At 64.2% G+C, this 16,167-nt stretch carries 9 protein-coding genes; 7 read left to right on the plus strand and 2 right to left on the minus strand.

All coding sequences use genetic code 11. The features are described from left to right. Positions 1–123 precede the first annotated feature (123 nt). From HMPREF2674_RS08415 to HMPREF2674_RS08445, 7 genes are all read left to right on the plus strand, one after another. Positions 124–1,212 carry an ABC transporter ATP-binding protein gene (locus tag HMPREF2674_RS08415; protein WP_070825484.1) on the plus strand — a complete coding sequence of 363 codons (1,089 nt, stop codon included), beginning with the start codon at positions 124–126 and terminating at the stop codon, positions 1,210–1,212. Then, complete coding sequence (locus HMPREF2674_RS08420) at positions 1,209–2,066, plus strand: ABC transporter permease (protein ID WP_070825416.1); 858 nt, start codon at positions 1,209–1,211, stop codon at positions 2,064–2,066. The genes HMPREF2674_RS08415 and HMPREF2674_RS08420 overlap by 4 nt, the downstream gene beginning before the upstream one ends. Positions 2,067–2,794: 728 nt before the next feature. Further along, positions 2,795–4,897: a transketolase gene (gene tkt / locus HMPREF2674_RS08425; protein WP_070825417.1), complete on the plus strand. Its 2,103-nt coding sequence runs from the start codon at positions 2,795–2,797 to the stop codon at positions 4,895–4,897. Positions 4,898–5,067: 170 nt separating this feature from the next. Next, complete coding sequence (gene tal / locus HMPREF2674_RS08430; protein ID WP_070825418.1) at positions 5,068–6,171, plus strand: transaldolase; 1,104 nt, start codon at positions 5,068–5,070, stop codon at positions 6,169–6,171. Between the two features lie 215 nt (positions 6,172–6,386). Continuing rightward, complete coding sequence (gene zwf, locus HMPREF2674_RS08435; RefSeq protein ID WP_070825419.1) at positions 6,387–7,934, plus strand: glucose-6-phosphate dehydrogenase; 1,548 nt, start codon at positions 6,387–6,389, stop codon at positions 7,932–7,934. Beyond that, positions 7,931–8,917, plus strand: coding sequence for a glucose-6-phosphate dehydrogenase assembly protein OpcA (locus tag HMPREF2674_RS08440; RefSeq protein ID WP_070825420.1), 987 nt, complete (start codon positions 7,931–7,933; stop codon positions 8,915–8,917). Before zwf ends, HMPREF2674_RS08440 begins: the two co-directional genes overlap by 4 nt. Further along, complete coding sequence (locus tag HMPREF2674_RS08445) at positions 8,910–10,010, plus strand: 6-phosphogluconolactonase (protein ID WP_070825421.1); 1,101 nt, start codon at positions 8,910–8,912, stop codon at positions 10,008–10,010. The genes HMPREF2674_RS08440 and HMPREF2674_RS08445 overlap by 8 nt, the downstream gene beginning before the upstream one ends. A 92-nt stretch (positions 10,011–10,102) precedes the next feature. Here the strand turns inward: HMPREF2674_RS08445 and HMPREF2674_RS08450 are convergent, their stop codons facing one another. Together HMPREF2674_RS08450 and HMPREF2674_RS08455 are read right to left on the minus strand one after the other, a co-directional pair. Continuing rightward, entirely contained in the window at positions 10,103–12,745 is a 2,643-nt protein-coding gene (locus HMPREF2674_RS08450) for a hypothetical protein (RefSeq protein ID WP_070825422.1), read from the minus strand. Between the two features lie 481 nt (positions 12,746–13,226). Then, a complete protein-coding gene (locus HMPREF2674_RS08455) occupies positions 13,227–16,121 on the minus strand; it encodes an endonuclease (protein WP_070825423.1) in 2,895 nt (964 codons plus the stop codon). Between the last annotated feature and the right edge of the window lie 46 nt (positions 16,122–16,167).

Below are 16,167 nucleotides of genomic sequence, written 5' to 3' on the forward strand. Positions count from 1 at the left end.
CTTCCTATTTGATGACTTTTTTACCCGAAGCTGAATGTTGATCGTCTTAAAAATGTGTTGAGCACGTGAGGTAGTGCATAGAATATAGGGGTATATCACGCGAATAAATCGAAAGTTATGCCCATGGAGACCACCACCGCACGCGCGGACCGCTCAGAGGAGACAGCCTCCTCCCCCACGGCGCGCAGGCTCACCGTCGCCGAAGAACCGGCGCTGAGCATCAAGGACCTCATTAAAGAGTTCAAGCCCTCCCGAGCGTTCCGCAATAAGCACCCCGAACGACTCACCGCAAGCGGCTACTACCGCGCCGTCAACCGGGTAAATTTGCGTGTCTTCCCCGGCGAAGTGGTGGTTCTTCTCGGCGCGAACGGCGCAGGTAAGACTACGACCCTCGCCTGCGCCCAGGGCCTGCTCAAGCCCACCCGCGGTACCGTGCGCCTGCTCGGCGAGAACCCCCTCCTGGCAGACCCCGAGCTGCGCGCCAAGGTCGGCATCATGCTTCAGGACGGCGGCCTGCCCAACGCCATGCACCCCATCCCGCTGCTCGAGCACATCGCAAGCATGTACACCGACCCCTACCCGGTTGAAGAGCTCGCGCACCGCCTGGGTATCGACGCGTTCAACGGCACCACGATTCGGCGACTCTCGGGCGGTCAGAAGCAGCGCGTGGCGCTCGCGGCGGCCCTCATCGGCAAGCCGGACGTGCTCTTCCTCGACGAGCCCTCCGCGGGCCTGGACCCGCAATCGCGCAACGTCGTATTCGAAATTATTCGCGAACAGCGCGAGCGCGGCGTGGCCATCGTGCTCACCACGCACCTGATTGACGACGCACAGAAGCTTGCCGATTACGTGTACATCATCGAGGACGGCGCCACCGTGCAGGAGGGCACCGTTCCCGAGCTGATCGCTAACGACGGCACGAACCGCCTGCGCTACACCCTGGATGCTCCCACCCCCAGCCGCGAGGAGCTGCTCCCGGCGCACCTGCGGGCCGGTGTGAAACTCATCGAGACGGTCCCCTACGTTCCCGCCTCGGAGGAGCACCCGGCCGTGACCGGTGAGTACGAGCTCGTCGGTCCCCTGCGCGCGGAGCACCTGGCGGCCTTCACCGCGGCGCTGGCCGAACGCTACCTCATGCCAATTTCTCTCAAGATGGAACCGAAGACCCTCGAGGACGTCTTCCTCGATATTTCAGGACGTGATATTCGATGAGCCCCACCGCTTCTACCGACCGCGAGCAGAGCACGAGCGCTGCGGCGGACACCTCCGCCCGGGGCGTCGCCATCGACGAGGACGAGGAGTACATCCCGCCCCGCGCGAACTACCCGCTCGTGCGCGTGATTGAGCAGGGTCGTTACGAGACGATGGCGATGCTCCGCAACGGCGAGCAGCTGATGCTGAACATCATCTTCCCCATCATGGCGCTTCTGGGCCTGCGCTTTACGGGCCTGATTGACGACTACGCCCATTCGGTGGGGGTTTCGCGTATGGATGCGGCGGTCCCCGGCGTGCTGGCCCTCTGCGTCATCTCCACGGCGCTGTCGGGCCAGGGCATCGCGACGGGCTTCGACCGCCGCTACGGCGTGCTTCGCTTTCTGGCGACCACTCCCCTGGGCCGCAACGGCCTGATTCTGGGCAAGTGCATCGCCGTGGTGGTCGTACTGATTATCCAGTTCGTGCTCGTGGGCGTGGTCGGGTACGGCCTGGGTTGGCGTCCGGACGCCATCGCCCTCTCGCGAGCCTTCCTCACCCTGTTGCTGGGTGCAGCGGCCTTTACGGCGCTGGGCCTGCTGATTGCCGGTACGGTGCGCGCGGAGGCGACCCTCGCGATTGTGAACATCGCCTGGGTGGTTCTGGCCGGCGCGGGCGGTGTGCTGTTCCCGCTCAGTTCCTTCCCCGATTGGTACGGCGCGATCGTGTCGTGGTTCCCCTCGGCGGCTCTGGGCGAGGCTCTGCGCGGCAACTTCATTCACCACCAGTGGATGGCGGACCCGCACTGGGTTCTGACGGTTTGGACCGTCATTCTTGGCCTGATTGCCTCGCGCAAGTTCAAGTGGTCCGACTAGCCTGACTGCGCCCCTTCGACCTGCGCTTCATGGCTGGTGCTTCACGACCGGTACTTCACCCGATGCCCCGCGGCTTTCGAATTATTCGAAAGCCGCGGGGCATTGCCGTGTCCGGGTGCGGCTGTCAACAAGAGCTGCGAGCAAGAGTCCGCAAGCGGGTAGGGGGCAAGCCGTGAAACAGGCGCGGGGCAGATGGGGAGTTTCAGAGGCACCCGCGCAGCCAAACCCGATAGCCGGCGTTCGGGGTTAAAAAGAAAGCCCCCTCCTGCCGAACCACGAGTCCAACCACCACAGCTGGACTCCATCACGTTCATGTTCGGAGGAGGGGCTTTAATCACCGAGGGGCGGACCGACCCAACCACTGTCTCGGTCCGCAACCTTCCCGCTCAACCTTAACATGAGCTTTACCGCCCCTCAAAATCTCTTATAGCTGAAGGAAGCCCGCGCCGCACCGATTCCGTGCCGATTCGGCACCGCCTCAACGGTGCGCTCACCCGGCGCTCTCGGGCGGGCGGCGTTCCACCCTGTGAATGTACACACCCTCACATCAGATAGTGCGGCGGAGTGAACTATCCTTGTTAAACGAAAAGGACGCAACCAGCCTCCGGGGCACCCGCCGGAACGCACCGCGCGGAATAAACACCCCCGGGGTATCGTTACGCCCCATGGACAGGGCGTCAGCACCTAGCCGCTGGCGCATCCACTCACCCTTGCGAAAGGACACCCACGTGGCAGAAAACCTCCAGTGGACAGAAACCGATCAGCGAGCCGTTGACACCGCCCGCATCCTTGCCGCCGACGCCGTGGAGAAGGTCGGCTCCGGCCACCCCGGCACCGCGATGAGCCTGGCCCCGGTCGCCTACCTGCTGTTCCAGAAGGTCATGAACCAGGACCCGGCCGACGACCGCTGGGAAGGCCGCGACCGCTTTATCCTCTCCCCCGGCCACACCTCCCTGACCCTGTACACCCAGCTGTTCCTCGGCGGCTACGGCCTCGAGATGAAGGACCTGGAGGAACTGCGCACCTGGGGTGCCCTCACCCCCGGCCACCCCGAGTACAAGCACACCAAGGGTGTTGAAATCACCACCGGTCCGCTCGGCCAGGGCCTGGCCTCCGCCGTTGGTTTCGCCTACGCACAGCGTCGTATGCGCGGCATGTTCGACCCCGAGGCTGCCCCGGGCACCTCCCCCTTCGACCACCACATCTACGTCATCGCCTCCGAGGGTGACGTGCAGGAAGGCGTCACCGCAGAGGCTAGCGCGCTCGCGGGCCACCAGGAGCTCGGCAACCTGATTGTCGTCTGGGACCGCAACCACATCTCCATTGAGGAAGACACCGACGTCGCCTTCACCGAGGACGTGGCCAAGCGCTACGAGTCCTACGGTTGGGACGTTCAGCGCGTGGATTGGACCCGCACCGGCGACTACGTCGAGGACGTCGCCGAGCTGTACGCCGCTATTGAGCGCGCCAAGGCCGTCACTGACAAGCCCTCGTTCATCGAGCTGCGCACCATCATCGGCTACCCCGCACCGCACAAGCAGAACACCGGCGCAGTGCACGGCTCCAAGCTCGGCGCCGAGGAAGTTGCCGCCACCAAGGAGGTGCTCGGCTTCGACCCCGCCAAGAGCTTCTTCATCGAGGAGAACGTGCTCGAGCACACCCGTCAGCTGCGCGAGCGCGGCGCCGCTGCACATAAGGCATGGGACGAAAAGTTCGAGGCATGGGCTAAGGCTAACCCCGAGCGCGCCGCACTGTACAACCGCCTGGTCGCGGGCGAGCTGCCCGCCGACTACAAGGCCGCCTTCCCCGTGTTCGAGGCCGGCACCTCCGTGGCAACTCGCGCGGCATCCGGCACCGTCATTAACGCTATCGCCGAGACCTTCCCCGAGCTGTGGGGCGGCTCCGCCGACCTGGCCGGCTCGAACCTGACCACCATCAAGGGTACGGATTCCTTCAACCCGGTATCGCGTAGCACCGAAGACTGGACCGCGAACCCCTACGGTCGCGTGCTGCACTTCGGTATTCGCGAGCAGGCCGCCGCAGCGATCGTCAACGGCATCGTGCTCTCCTCGCCGACCCGCGCATTCTCGGGCACCTTCTTCGTGTTCTCCGACTACCAGCGTCCGGCGGTTCGCCTCTCGGCCCTGATGGGCGTTCCCTCGCTGTACGTGTGGACCCACGACTCCATCGGCGTGGGCGAGGATGGCCCGACCCACCAGCCCATCGAGCACCTCTCCTCCCTGCGCGCCATCCCCGGCTTCGACGTGGTTCGCCCCGCGGACGCCAACGAGACCGCCGTCGCATGGCGCACCATCCTGGAGAAGTCCGATCGCCCCGCGGGCCTCGTGCTCTCCCGCCAGAACCTGCCCGTCTGGGCTCGTGAGGATGTGCACCCCGACGCCGAGGGCGAGAAGTTCGCCTCCGCAGAGGGCACCGCACGCGGCGGCTACATCATGGCTGACACCGAGGGCACCCCGGACGTCATCCTGATTGCTACCGGCTCCGAGGTTGAGCTGGCCGTCCAGGCTCGCGCAACCCTCGCCGAGCAGGGCATCGCGGCTCGCGTGGTTTCCATGCCTTCGCGCGAGTGGTTCGCTGAGCAGGACGCAGAGTACCGCGAGTCGGTCCTGCCCTCCTCGGTTGCAGCGCGTGTCTCCGTCGAGGCTGGCCTGGCGATGAGCTGGTACGACCTGCTCGGCACCGCCGGCCGCGCCGTATCCATCGAGCACTTCGGTGCATCCGCCGATGCGAAGACCCTGTACCGCGAATTCGGTATCACCGCGGAGGCTGTCGTGGCTGCCGCTAAGGAATCTATCGCCGCCGCTAAGTAGGCAATAACAACGCCGCGGTAACTGCCGCGCACACTGCGCTCCCCCTGTACGGGTGGGGTGCGGACGCAACGGGGAGGCTCCGGCTGACCGCTCAGCCGGAGCCTCCCGCCGCCCAGTAGTTTTCACTGATATCTCAAATTTCATTTCGACAAAGAATCGAAGGTTTTCACATGTCTGAGTCCACTCAGAAGCTTTCCGACGCCGGCGTCTCCATCTGGCTTGACGACCTCTCCCGTGAGCGTCTGACCAGCGGCAACCTCGCCGAACTCATCAAGACCCACAACGTGGTCGGCGTGACCACCAACCCCACCATCTTCGCCGGTGCGCTCTCCAAGGGTGCCGCCTACGCCGAGCAGATGCGTGAGCTGGCCGCCGCCGGTGCCGACGTCGAGGAAGCCGTCTTCGCCGCAACCTGCGACGACGTGCGCAACGCCTGCGACGTGTTCGAACCCATCTACAAGGCATCCAACGGTTTTGACGGCCGCGTCTCCATCGAGGTTGACCCCCGCCTGGCACGCGACGCCGAAGGCACCGCCAAGATGGCACGTGAACTCTACGAGCGTGTAGGCCGCGAAAACGTCATGATTAAGATCCCCGCAACCCAGGAAGGTCTGCGCCCCATCGCAGAGACCCTGGCTGCTGGCATCAGCGTGAACGTGACCCTGATCTTCTCCCTGACCCGCTACCGCGAGGTCATCAACGCCTACATGCTCGGCCTGGAGCAGGCGCTGGAGAACGGCAAGGACCTGTCCACCATCCACTCGGTCGCGTCCTTCTTCGTCTCCCGCGTGGACACCGAGGTTGACGGCCGCCTGGAGGCTATCGGCGGCGACGCCCTTGAGCTCAAGGGCAAGGCCGGTCTGGCCAACGCACGCCTCGCCTACGAGGTCTTCGAGGAAATGTTCTCCACCGAGCGTTGGGCTCGCCTGCAGGCACACGGCGCGAACGTGCAGCGTCCGCTGTGGGCCTCCACCGGCGTGAAGGACCCCTCGCTGCCCGATACCCTCTACGTGACCGGCCTGGTGGCACCGAACACCGTGAACACTATGCCCGAGGCAACTCTGAACGCCGTTGCCGACCACGGCGAGATTACCGGCAACACCATCGTTCCGAACTACTCCGAGTCGAACAAGGCTCTGGACGCCATCGCCGAGCGCGGCATCTCCTACACCGAGGTCGTCGAGAAGCTCGAGACCGAGGGCCTGTCCAAGTTCGATGTCTCCTGGGAAGAGCTGCTACAGACCGTCCGCGAGGCACTCGACAACGCTCGCTAAGACGTTGGTCGTCTCCTTCGTGAGGCGGCCGGATGCACTCCCCTAATCCGCCGGGTTCCGCCGTGGGACCCGACGGATTAGGGCGGCCCCCAGCTGACGAACCCAAAACGGTACAATACTGGGTACACACCTTCCACGATGCGGCATCGCCTCCGCGCGATATGGTACGAACCGCGCGCCGCACGAACCAACCAAGGCAATCAAAGGAATATATTGTGACTAACGGTCATGAAGCGAACCCCCTCAGGGATACTCGCGACCGCCGCATTACCCGCATTGCGGGGCCGTCCGCGCTCGTCTTCTTTGGCGTAACCGGTGACCTGGCCCGCAAGAAGCTGCTTCCGGCAGTGTATGACCTCATGAACCGCGGTTTGCTCCCGCCGAGCTTCGGCCTCGTCGGCTTCGGCCGCCGCCCCTGGAGCAATGACGACTTCCGCGCTTACGTGCGTGAGTCCGTTGAGGCAAACGCCCGCACCCCCTTCCGCGAGGACGTTTGGAACCAGTTCCAGCAGGGTATGCGATTCGTCGAGGGCGCCTTTGATGACGACGCCGCCTTCGAGAAACTCAAGAGCACCCTTGCCGAGCTCGACGAGCGTGGCGCACACGGCAACCACGCCTTCTACCTCTCCATCCCCCCGAAGGCCTTCGAGCAGGTCCTCACCAAGCTGGCCGAGCACGGCCTGGCATCGCACGATGCCGACACCGTCAACCCCGTCGACGGTTGGCGCCGCGTGGTCATCGAGAAGCCCTTCGGTCACGACCTGAAGAGCGCGCGCGAGCTGAACTCCATCGTGGAGGCGGTCTTCCCGCCCGACGCCGTGTTCCGCATCGACCACTACCTGGGTAAGGAAACCGTTCAGAACATCCTGGCGATGCGTTTCTCCAACCAGATGTTCGAGCCGCTCTGGAACTCCCACTACGTGGACCACGTGCAGATCACGATGGCCGAGGACATCGGCATCGGCTCCCGCGCAGGCTACTACGACGGCGTGGGTGCGGCCCGCGACGTCATCCAGAACCACCTGCTGCAGCTGCTCGCCCTCACCGCAATGGAAGAGCCCCTCAGCCTGGACGCCAAGCACCTGCGCGCCGAAAAGGCGAAGGTCCTCGAGGCCGTGCGCATCGACGACCTGCCGAACTCTTTCGCGGTCGGACAGTACTCCGCAGGCTACCAGGGCGGCGAGCACGTCAACGGCTTCTTCGACGAGAAGGACATTCCCGCCGACTCCCGCACCGAAACATTCGCCGCGCTGAAGCTCTCCATCGCCAACCGCCGCTGGGAAGGCACTCCCTTCTACCTGCGCGCCGGCAAGCGTCTGGGCCGTCGAGTCACCGAGATTGCCGTGATTTTCAAGAAGCCCGCACGCTCGCTCTTTGGTGAAATCGAGAACGCGCATGTCGGTCAGAACGCCATCGTGATTCGCGTGCAGCCCGACGAGGGCATGACCATTCGCTTCTCCGCGAAGGTTCCCGGCACCCAGATGGAAATCCGCGACGTGAACATGGACTTCGGCTACGGCCACTCCTTCACCGAGGAATCCCCCGAGGCCTACGAACGCCTCATCCTGGACGTGCTGCTCGGTGAGCCGCCGCTGTTCCCCCGCCACGAAGAGGTCGAGCTCTCCTGGAAGATTCTCGATCCCTTCGAAGAGTACTGGGAAGAACACCACATTAAGCCCGAACCCTACGAGTCCGGTTCGTGGGGTCCGCGTTCGGCAGACGAAATGCTCGAACGCGACAACCGCGCTTGGAGGCGCCCGTGATTTCGCATCTGCACCACACCACCGTTTCCGCCATCAACAAGGAACTGAGCCAGCTGCGCGCCAACAACGGCAGCCTCAGCAGCGGACGTGTGCTCACCCTCGTTGTGCTCGCCGAGAAGGGCCACTCCCGCGAGGCCATGCGCGCGGCGATTCGCGCCTCCCACGAGCATCCGAGCCGCATCATCGTGCACATCTCGCATGACCCGCTCGACTCCGACCAGCTGGACGCCGAAATCCACCTCGGCGGCGACACCGGCGCATCCGAGATGATTGTTCTGCGCGGCTGGGGTAGCGCATCCCGCCCGACCGAAGCACTAATCTCCGGTCTGCTGCTGCCGGACTCCCCCATCGTGGTCTGGTGGCCGCACTCGGTGCCCGAGAACCCCGCCAAGGATTCGATTGGTCGCATCGCCCAGCGCCGCATCACCGATTCTGCGCGTGCGGCGGACCCGAAGGCTGCCCTGACTCACCTGGCCGAGGTGTACCGCGCCGGCGACACCGACCTGGCTTGGACCCGCCTCACCCTGTGGCGTACTCAGCTGGCCGCGCTCCTGGAGCAGATGCCCGCCTCCCCCGTGCGCCGTGTAGTCGTGTGGGGTTCGGGCAAGTCTCCGTCCGTGGTTCTGCTCGGTACCTGGCTCGGTTGGATGCTCAACGCACCCGTGCACCTGGCCACCATCGGTGCGGCAAACCGCGGCCTGTACCGCGTCAGCATTGAGCGCGAGGACGGTTCGGTGACCATGTTCCGCCCCGGCGTGTCCGTGGCGACCATTTCCACCCCGTACGCGCCCGATCAGCAGATTGCTCTGCCGGTACGCACCCTGGCGGAGTGCATCTCTGAGGAGCTGCGCCGCCTCGACCCGGACGACACTTACGGTGACGTGCTGAAGCAGGCGCTGCGCACTGTCACCCTCGTGGACGACACCTGCCAGCCTGAAGACACGCTGGACCTCGAAGAATACCCGGAGGTTTTCGATGCCTAAGATCCAGAACATGGGTTCCTCCACCCCCGTCCTGGTGGCGCACCCGACCCGCGAGGCTCTCGCAGCGGACGCGGTGACCCGCATCCTCGACATCATTGAGCATGTGCTCTCTGAGCGCACGATCGCCCACATTTCGCTGACCGGCGGCACGATGGGTATCGCCACCCTGAAGGCGTGGGCTGAGAACGAGCGCGTGAAGGATATCGACTGGTCCCGCGTGCATTTCTGGTTCTCTGATGAGCGTTTCGTGCCCGAGCGTAGCCCCGAACGTAATGACGGTCAGGCTATTGAGGCGCTGCTCGCTCCCCTGCTGTCGCACGGCCTGGTTGTGGGCAATGTGCACCGCATGGGTCCATCCGATATTTTCACCGGCCTGGAAGCTGCAGCTGAGCACTACGCCTTTGAGATGCGTGACTACGCCGGTTCTGCACCGACTGTGAGCGTGCAGATGCCCGAGGGCGCAACCGAATTGCCGCTGGCTGGCGGTCACGGTGGCGGCGCGGGTCACGAACACGGCGGCTCCGGCGGCTGTGGTTGTGGTGGCGGCGGTTGCGGTTCTTCCGCACCCGAGCAGTCCCTCGAAGAGACCACTCTCGAAGACTTTGACGCTGCCGCTGAGGCTGCCGAGTCCGCCGGTGGTTGCGGATGCGGCGGCGGTGGTTGCTGCGGTGGTGGCGGTGGCCAGTGGCCCGCACCGGTCTTCGACATCACCCTGCTGGGCATGGGCCCGGACGGCCACATCGCTTCCCTGTTCCCGGGCCGTAAGCAGGTTCTGCTGGGTACCGGTCTACCGGAGGATCCGGTTGAGGGCGGTAAGGCCGTGACCGTCATGGTTTCTGACTCGCCGAAGCCCCCGGCTGAGCGCGTGTCGGTGACCCTGCCGATTATCAATAACTCCCGCAACGTCTTCTTCCTCATCACCGGTGAGGATAAGCAGGATGCGACCAGCCGCCTGCTGGCTGGCGCGAAGCTGGACGCTGAGGACCTGAACGCGGAGCTGCTGCTGGAAACCCCGGCGGTGGGTGCGCGCGGTAAGAAGCAGACCCTGATTTTTGCAACTGAGGAGTCGCTGGCTCCCGAGAACCGCCCGTAAGGTTCGGTTCTGGTTCGGTTCTGAACTGCATCAACAAAAGGGTGGAGCCCGGATAGGTGACTATCCGGGGCTCCACCCTTTTCTACGCCCGCTTACTGCTCAGGGGCGGCATGATTCTGCGGCTCTTGCTCCTCCGAAGATTCATCTGCCTCAAAGCCCACGTAAAGTGCCGCCAGCGAGGGAACCGTCGCCTCCAGCACCTCCTGAGCCTCCTCTGCGGTCGGGGCGAGCTTCGCACCGGTCAGACGCAGGTACTCGCGCACCGTCATGGGCTGTGCCCAGTCGAAGTGTTCGCGCACGGCGGTGATGTTCGCGCCGGACTGCAACACGTTAATGCCGCGGGCAAGACCGATGTCCGTCACCTTCACGATGGCGTCGGTCTCCTCCGGGATGTCGTACGGGTCGCGGTTCTGCAGGTCCACGATGAACGGCAGCACGCCGCGGCTCTCAGCACGCAGGGCGAACTTGGTGTGCACCTGGCTCACCTCGTGTACCTCGCCCACGCCCACGGCGGGAACCAGCATGAAGCCCGCCTGCAGATCGTTCACCGCGTCCAGGGTGTGCGCCTGCCCGAAGCCGGAGTACAGTTGCACCACCGGCACGAGGTAGCACACCTCCGCCTTGAGCGCCTTGCGTGCCTCAATGTCGATGTACTCCCAGGCGCCGCCGGTACCGTCCGTAATGTCACCGGAGTGGTGCGCGTAAATGGCGCCCTGGCTGTTCTTAGCGGTCTGCGACCAGTAGCTGATCTTGTCCATGTAGTTGCCTTCGGCGTCGAACATCATCAGCGACAGGTCAATGTCCACGCCCTCATCCCAGAAGCAGAAGAGGCGAATCACGCCGGTGGGCGGCAGGTGCACCGTGGAGGTGTTGTAGCGGCCCATGCCGTCCAGGGAGGGGCGGGCGCTGCGGGTGTTCAGCGGCATGACCATGTCCCCCACCTCGTCGGGCAGGTAGATGCTGGTCTCGGCAAGGCGGCCGGACAGACCAATCTCAACCAGGCGTTCCAGCAGGTCCAGCACAGTCGGGCTGTACTCGCGCGCCGGAATCATGGTGGCGATGCCGGTCTTGGACAGGTTCATGCGCTGCGGGGCGGCAGGCTGAGCCTTCTGAGCGGAAGCCGCGCGGCGCTCCTCACGCTGGCTTGCGGCAGGTTCGGAACCGACCGGGATAGAACGCATCGGGTTCTCCGGGCCGGAATTAGCGCCGAAGAACGAACCCAGCGGATTCGGAATGCCCGCGTTCTGCATGATGTTCTGAACCCTGGCGACGCCCTCCGGGTTGCGGCGCGCGTAGTCAGCGAGCTCCCGGTCCTCCTGCACCGCCACAGGGTTGGCGGGGCGTTCCTTCGGCGGATTCGCAAGCGCGTTACGCTGCAGGGTCACCAGGTTGCGGATCTGCACCAGGATGGGCGCGGAAACGCGCGGCGCCACGGCAGCAAATGCGTCAAAGATGATCTGCTGGCCGGGGCTCGGTGCGGTGTCGATGCCGTAGCGCGGCACCTCAAACGCAGTCAGGGCGCGCACCAGCTGGCGCGCGAACACGCCGGGACGGGTCGAGAGCAGACGTGCCACGTTCTGCGCATCCCGGGTGGCGTATGCGCGGTCCACCAGCGACTCGAAGCTGTACACCTCACCGCGGTACAGCTCGTCAGCCCAGCGGCTCAGCGCGGTCAGTGACGGGTAGTCGCCGGGGTGAATCGCCTTGACGAGGCGCTTGTACATTTCGGCGCCGGGCGCGCTGTCGTAGCGGGCACCGACCGGGTCGGCTTCCAGCACCCGGTTGAGCAGGTGCGCGATGCGGGTGCGTTCGCTACGGCGCAGCTTCAGGCGCGGGGCGGTGCTCAGGCTCAGGTCCCCCACCGTGCCGTTGAAACGCAGGCGCGAGTATGCGGCGGCGAGAGCGAGCGCCTCCTTCATGGTGCGCAGGTGCTCAGCGTCTTCGGGGTGCAGGCAGGCGGCGATGAACACGCGGTTTTCGCGGCTGGTGTTCTCCGGTCGGGCAGCCGGCAGGGCGTCATGCTGGGCGAGGAAACGGCGCAGCGCCACAAGGTCGCGCTGGTCGGTCTGGTTGTACGCCTGCTGCTGACCGAGCAGCTGCCGGTAGAGGGCGCCCGCCATAATCAGGGCGTTCTGCACGCCGCTGACCATCTGCAGGGGTCGGCGGTTGCGTTCCATGCTCGTGAAGTTGGCGCGGCTCATCGGCTGCTGCCACTCGTAGGGCACGTAGTTTTCGGGCAGACCGCCAACGATGCGCTCGGTACCGTCCGGGTTGTAGTACGGGTTGGAGAGGTAGTGCATGATCTGCTCGGTGTAGCGCTGCTCTTCGGGGAGCGCCAGGGCGCGCAGATCAAAGTCGCGGCGGAACACGCGGCCGGGACGGTACCCATACTCGTAGGACCAGATGGTCAAGAACAGGGCAAATTCGTTGGCGCTGACCTTCAGCGCCTGGGCGAGGGATTCCTCGCTGAGGGTCAGGCCGCAATTGCTCAGGGCGGACACTCGCCCCAGGTCGGTGTCGAATACGCCGGCCTGGTGCCGCTCATTAATGCTCGAGTAGTTCGAGCGGTAGGAGGGGTCGTACAGGTCGGTGAAGACATACACGCCGTAGCGGCGCATCAGGATGAGGCGCACGAGGGGGCTGAGGCCTTCGGGGGCTTCACCCTGAAGGTAGGCGGACTCGTTGAGGTAGGGTGATTCCTGCAGGTAGGGGGATGCGTCGTAGGGGGTAGTCACGGGTCGTCCTTTCCGTTGGTCTCACCCGACTGTCACCGTCGGTGGTGTGCGGCTATGTTCTTATCGTAGCGGCGTGGGCGCGGGTTGTCGCTGGGTTTGGTCATCGGTGACCTGCGGGGGTAAATATTCGCGGGGAGCAACCGACCGTTACGTATCGCGGAGCCGGGGCGGCGCTTATCCGCCGCGTGCTTGTCCATCAGCCGCTTATCTGTCGGTCGCTTATCCTGCCGGCCGCGCGGGAACGGGGGTTAAAAGAAAAATGGCGGGAAGCGAAGAATCCGACAAATATAAGAAAAAGATATTTCAGAAAGTAGGACTCTTCATGATCCGCCATTACCTATAGACTACTCCCGCCCCGCGACGGCGGTCAAGCCGTTTCGTCACCGAAGCATGCTCGGGGTTTTCTACCCGCCGGTGAGGCTCTAGCTAAGGGGCAAGTAGCCTCACCGGCAGGTAGGTTTTTCGGGTTAGGACTCTCGGGTTAGGACTCGCCCAATAGCGCGAGCGCGGCCTCGCGGGCGGCAAGCGCCTCCTCGGTCTTGCGGGCAGGCACGGCGGCTAGGGCGCGTAGTGCTTTCGCTATGACCGTGGAGCCCTTCATCTGCGGTTCCAGCTCGGCGGGAATCTCAACAGGAGTGCCGTACAGTTCGGCAAGCTCAACCGCCAGGCGCACATAGTCGCCGCCCTTCGTCAGCCCATCAACCATCGGTAGCAGCAGGCGCAGAACCTGCAGCACACGCCAACCTGCCAGCGGACTAATAGCCGACACCTCACGCAGGGTCGCCACCAGGCGGGTCGGAAGAACCATCCCGTCCTCCAGCGCCCACTTCAGGGTCTCCGCGAAGGTTCCTGTATCCAGCAGGCCCGCCTCAAAGAGTGCCGCAATGGCCTCTGCCGCCGCCAGACGGTACTCAGGATTCTTCGCGCTCGCCACGTAGCCGAGCAGGGTGCAGGTCGGGGCGCCCACCTGCACGGTGGACTCCCTCAGCGCACGCATGAGTACGGGAACGGGGGTGACGGTCTTCTCCTCAACGCACTGCGAAGCGGCGAACAGGAAGTATGCCGAGAGCAGGTCCGGGTTGTTCTGAAGCAGCCAGGACGCCCACTCGGTGAGAGCGATAATATAGTCGCCCCGCCACCCATCGACGCTATCGAGATTCAGTAGGTACACGAAGGGAATGAACGCAGTGTTCAGCGCTTCGTAGGCGATGGCCTCCTCGGGGCTCATGCCAGCGGTTGCGCGGCTCAGCGCTTCGCGCGCCTCATCCGCGGTATCCACAATGTCGCCCTTGACCTGCCACATGGACTGGTACTTCACGAATTCCTCAGCGTTAAAGTTTTCGAAACCTGCCTCGCGAAGACGACCTTCCTGGCTGGCTTGCCGGTATTCCTCAATTCGATCAAAATCGAGACCGCGGTTGTAGCCGCTCCAAGGGATGTCCAGGCTGGAGACCATGCGGTACGTCCAGTCACTGTAGGTAAGCTGACGGGCGGGTAGCGGGGCACTCAGCAGGCGCACCGTGCGTCCTTCCGTGTGGTACTCTCCCCCGGCGGCAACGGCGCGCATCTGCTCGCGGAAGATCTCGTGGAGGTCGCGGTAACCCTTCAACGGCTTGTAGTCAGCATTCCAGAGATGGTGTTTATTTTGAATAGTTAGACGTATCATCTCTTCCTTGCTCAGGAGCGCGTTACTCGGGTGAGCTCGTGCAACCATCTCACTACGGTCGGAATACTGCAGGAGCGGCGTGAGCTCGGGTAGCTCCCATGACTCGTATCCTGCGGCCTCGGCGTTAGCTTCCAATACTGCGCGGAGAACAGACATGTAAGCGACGTTGTTGTAGTAATATTCGCTGGCAATCTTGCGCAGGGTACGCAGTTGCTGCTGACCCGCCGGTGCCAGCTTGTCGGTCGCGGCAAAGTGGTAAAGACGCACCAGGTTCTCTCCCCTAGTGCGGGGAGATTCGTCCCCGGTAATTCGACCCGAGGTGGTGTTCGATTCCTCAATCAGCAGAGTGCAGAACTCGTTCAGATCCGCAATGGGGGTGAACGGCTCATGGTGCGGGGTGCCGGGCAAGAGCACCGGCGGTACCTCTACGGAGGCGCCCGCCGCCGCCTCCTCTTCCGCCTGGGGTAGGCGGTCTTCGGGCAGGCAGGCTTCCGCAGCGCCGCGCAGTTCCAGGGGTAGCACCTCGTAAGCCTCAAGGATGCGCTCAGCAACGTAGTTGGCGAGCGCCAGCTGCTCAGCGGTTTGCGCCTTCTTACGCTTGGCTTTGCTCAAACCAGCGTACTGGGTGGCGATGAGCTTGAGCAGGCGCAGGGCGCCGCGCTGAATCTTCTTTTCGGTGCGGTAGAGGTTCGCGCTGAGCGCGTCGATGAGCTGTTCCAGGTCGACCTGTTCGAGGGGCTGCAGGTCGGGGGTCTTCTGCAGGGCGGCGGGTGCGCAGGCTTTGAGCACGTTCTGCAGCATGGTCTGGGCGAATCCGACGGAGGCGCTGGGCTCTGCGGTGAGGACAGCCATGAGCTGCCCGAAGCGTGCCCGGTTTTCTGCGTCGGTGGGCTGCAGATCGGTGTAGACGGAGTGGAACGCAGCCGAGTTGAAGGCGCTGAAATCGCTGGTCAGGCCGCGTAGCAGGGCGTCCAGAATCTTGTCGCGGATGTCGAAGTATTCGCCCATGAGGCGGCAGAGTTCCGCGCTTTCGCCCATGTAGTTGCCGTAGCCCTTGAAGAGCACCCCTTCGGTGCGGAAGACAGCCCAAAACTCCTGGTCGAGCAGGGTCATGTCACGGGTGAAGAAGGTCTTGAGCTGGGCGTGATTACTGGCGCTGCCCTTCTTCACGCAGGGCAGGGCTTCGTGCAGGAAAAGGACCAGGTATTCGGGGGCATCGCAGCTCAGGTTACGGGCACGAAGCAGCATGTAGCAGGTTTCCCAAATTTTCTTCGAGCGCGCCCAAGAGTTCGGCAGGCCCTCAATGAAACGCAGAATCCACTCGTCGGGGCGTTCGGTGGCGCCGAGCAGGAACGCGTCAATCAGCTGCTGATCCGGGCGCTCCTCCCAGAGCAGGGTGCGCATGGCGCGACCGGCGGAACGGTGGTATTCCCAAGGGTCGCCGTCGGGGGTGCGCACGAGGGCGCCGGCAACGTAGGCGGCAAGCGGGGTGCGGTTAATGTGGTCGCTACCGATGACGCTCTTGGGGGTGAGGGTTCGGGCGAGGGAGGCGCGTTCCTCCTCGGTGGCGCCGGTGATGACGGCATGGTATTCCTGCACGTCAGTTGATTCTGCCGCCATGAGGGCTTTGAGGGCGGCGCGGCGCTCTTCGAGGGTGCGCTCCCCTGCGCTGTGCTCGTTAGGGTTATGCGGCTGGGCGGTATCAGTCATTGGTACCTGCTTTCGGAGTTGATGGTGAATGGTTGTAATAGAGTTG

Origin of the sequence: Rothia sp. HMSC062F03 (genome assembly GCF_001836905.1) — a bacterium.
Taxonomy (GTDB): domain Bacteria; phylum Actinomycetota; class Actinomycetes; order Actinomycetales; family Micrococcaceae; genus Rothia; species Rothia mucilaginosa_A.

Bases quoted from the DNA above. Each gene is read 5' to 3' on its own strand.
- HMPREF2674_RS08415 (WP_070825484.1), top strand. From the start codon at position 124: ATGGAGACCACCACCGCACGCGCGGACCGCTCAGAGGAGACAGCCTCC.
- HMPREF2674_RS08420 (WP_070825416.1), top strand. From the start codon at position 1,209: ATGAGCCCCACCGCTTCTACCGACCGCGAGCAGAGCACGAGCGCTGCG.
- tal (WP_070825418.1), top strand. From the start codon at position 5,068: ATGTCTGAGTCCACTCAGAAGCTTTCCGACGCCGGCGTCTCCATCTGG.
- HMPREF2674_RS08445 (WP_070825421.1), top strand. From the start codon at position 8,910: ATGCCTAAGATCCAGAACATGGGTTCCTCCACCCCCGTCCTGGTGGCG.
- HMPREF2674_RS08455 (WP_070825423.1), bottom strand. From the start codon at position 16,121: ATGACTGATACCGCCCAGCCGCATAACCCTAACGAGCACAGCGCAGGG.